Here is a 3,103-nt window from a genome sequence, read left to right as displayed (position 1 = left end):
AGACAGTTGCGAAACCCCGCACCAGCGTGCGGGTCGGCGTCCAGAAGTTCGGGACGTTCCTGTCCGGAATGATCATGCCCAACATGGGGGCGTTTATCGCCTGGGGCATCATCACGGCCTTCTTCATCCCGGCCGGCTTTACTCCCAATGAGGAATTGGCCAAGCTCGTGGGGCCAATGATCACCTACCTCCTCCCGCTCCTGATCGGCTTCACCGGAGGCCGGATGGTCCACGGCGTCCGCGGCGGCGTTGTGGGCGCCACGGCAACCATGGGCGTGATTGTGGGTACGGACATCCCCATGTTCATCGGCGCCATGATTATGGGCCCGCTGACCGCCTGGATCATGAAGAAGCTGGACAAGGTCTGGGAAGGCCGCGTCAAGCCGGGCTTCGAAATGCTGATCGACAACTTCTCCGCCGGCATCGTGGCCGCCGCCCTGGCCATCTTCGGCATGCTGGTGATCGGCCCGGTGGTGAAGACGTTCAGCGACGGTGCCAGTGCCGTGGTCGAATTCCTGGTCAATAACGGCCTGCTGCCGTTCACCAGCATCTTCATCGAGCCGGCCAAGGTCCTCTTCCTGAACAACGCCGTCAACCACGGCATCCTGACGCCCTTGGGCACGGAACAGGCGCTGGCCAACGGCAAGTCGATCCTCTTCCTGCTCGAGGCCAACCCCGGTCCCGGTGTAGGCATCCTGCTGGCGTACATGTTCTTCGGCAAGGGCCTGGCCAAGGCTTCGGCCCCCGGCGCTGCCCTGATCCAGTTCGTCGGCGGCATCCACGAGATCTACTTCCCGTTCGTCCTGATGAAGCCCATCATCATCCTCGCCGCAATCGGTGGCGGCATGACCGGCATCTTCACCCTGGTGCTCACCGGCGCAGGCCTGCGTTCACCGGCAGCCCCGGGCAGCATCATCGCCGTCTTCGCAGCCACCGCCAGCGACAGTTACTTCGGGGTGGCACTGTCCGTGCTCCTCGCCGCGACGGTGTCCTTCCTGATCGCCTCGGTCATCCTGAAGGCCAGCAAGACCCCGGTGGGTAACACCGAGGAGGACAGCCTTGCCGCTGCAACCTCCCAGATGGAATCCCTGAAGGGCAAGAAGAGCTCCGTTTCCTCCACCCTCGCCGGTGCTGCCGGTGCGGGAGTGGGAACGGCCGTCCTCGCCGGACCCGTCCGGAACATCGTGTTCGCCTGCGACGCCGGCATGGGATCCAGTGCCATGGGCGCCTCGGTGCTGCGGAACAAGATCAAGGCCGCCGGGTTCCCGGACGTCAAGGTCACCAATTCCGCCATCGCCAACCTCAGCGATACCTACGACATCGTGATCACGCACCAGGACCTCACTGAGCGCGCCAAACCGGCTACAGCCAGTGCCGCGCACTTCTCCGTGGACAACTTCATGAACAGCCCCCGCTACGACGAAATCGTTGAGCTGGTCAGGGAAAGCAACACGGAGGGCACTGCCGACGCCGGTGCCCGCACCGGGACTGCCACTGGCGCTGGCGCTGCTGGTGCCGGTGCTGCCCTCGGCGCCGCCGCCGCCGCAGGAGGTGCCGCTGCCGGTGCTGCCGGCCACGGGGCACACGCAGCAGACGCCCCGGTGGATGCAGAACCGGCCGCCGCGCCGCCGTCGGACATCCTGGTTCCTGACAGCGTGATCCTCAACGGCAGGGCCACCACACGCGATGCCGCCATCGACGAGGCGGGCCGGCTCCTGCTGGCGCGCGGCGCCGTCGACGAGGCCTACATCGACGCCATGCACGAGCGCGAGGAATCCGTCTCCACCTACATGGGCAGCTTCCTGGCCATCCCGCACGGCACCAACGCCGCCAAGGACCACATCATGAAGTCCGCGGTTTCCGTGATCCGTTACCCGGACGGCATCGACTGGAACGGCAAGCAGGTCAAGTTCGTGGTGGGTGTGGCCGGCGTCAACAACGAGCACCTCCATATCCTGTCCTCCATCGCCAAGGTGTTCACCAACAAGGCCCAGGTGGCCCAGCTCGAGGCGGCCACGTCCGTGGATGAAGTCCTGGAGCTGTTCGGCAAGGTGAACGCATAGTGAAGGCCGTACATTTCGGAGCAGGCAACATCGGCCGCGGATTCGTGGGGCTGCTGCTGCACAACGCGGGCTATGAGGTGGTGTTCGCCGATGTGGCGGATGCCCTGATCGACCAGCTGGCGGCGGCGGACAGCTACAAGGTCCACGAGGTGGGGGAGCACCCCACCGTGCGGACCGTGGACGGCTTCCGCGCGCTGAACTCCGGCACCCAGGAAGCGGAGCTGGTCCGGGAAATCGCGACGGCGGATATCGTCACCACGGCGGTGGGCCCGCACATCCTGAAGTTCGTGGCGCCCGCCATCACCAAGGGCATCGCGGCCCGGGTCGCCGGTCTGGCGCCACTGCAGGTCATGGCCTGCGAGAACGCCATCAACGCCACGGACATCCTGAGGGCGGAAGTGGCCGGGCTCTGGGATGATGCCGCCGGATCGCTGGACTCCCTGGCAGTGTTTGCGAACACCGCCGTGGACCGGATCGTACCCAACCAGGAACCGGGCCAGGGCCTGGACGTCACGGTGGAAACGTTCTATGAGTGGGTCATCGACCGCACCCCGTTCGCCGGGGCCGAGCCGGTGATCCCGGGCGCAACGTTCGTGGACGACCTCTCGCCTTACATCGAACGGAAGCTGTTCACGGTCAACACGGGGCACGCCTCCGCGGCCTACTTCGGCTTCGAGGCAGGCCTGGAGAAGATCTCCGAAGCCATGGCTGACCAGGACGTTGCCGAAGACGTCCGGGCGGTCCTCGAGGAGACCAAGCAGTTGCTGGTGGCCAAGCACGGCTTCAGCAACGACGAACAGGAAGCCTACGTCCAGAAGATCCTGGTCCGGTTCTCCAACCCGCACCTGCCTGACACGGTGAACCGGGTGGGCCGCGCCCCGCTGCGGAAGCTGAGCCGGCATGAACGGTTCATCGGCCCGGCTGCGGAGCTGGCCGAGCGCGGGATCGTGCCGGAGGCGCTCCTGGGCGCCATCGCGGCGGCCCTGCGCTTCAACGACCCCGCCGACGCCGAAGCCACAGAGCTCGCGCAGATCCTGGCG

Annotated in this window: 2 protein-coding genes; both read left to right on the top strand. The window is 66.1% G+C overall.

The genetic code is table 11. The features are described 5' to 3' along the window. Window positions 1–2,063 (top strand): PTS mannitol transporter subunit IICBA (locus DBR22_RS17385; protein WP_108600056.1); only part of this gene is annotated, 2,063 nt, incomplete at its 5' end. Then, window positions 2,063–3,103: mannitol-1-phosphate 5-dehydrogenase (locus DBR22_RS17380; RefSeq protein ID WP_108600055.1), on the top strand; the 1,041-nt coding region annotated here is incomplete at its 3' end. The genes DBR22_RS17385 and DBR22_RS17380, both read left to right, overlap by 1 nt.

The organism is Arthrobacter sp. HMWF013 (assembly GCF_003061105.1).
GTDB lineage: Bacteria > Actinomycetota > Actinomycetes > Actinomycetales > Micrococcaceae > Arthrobacter.
This window is presented reverse-complemented; position numbering and strand designations above follow the sequence as displayed.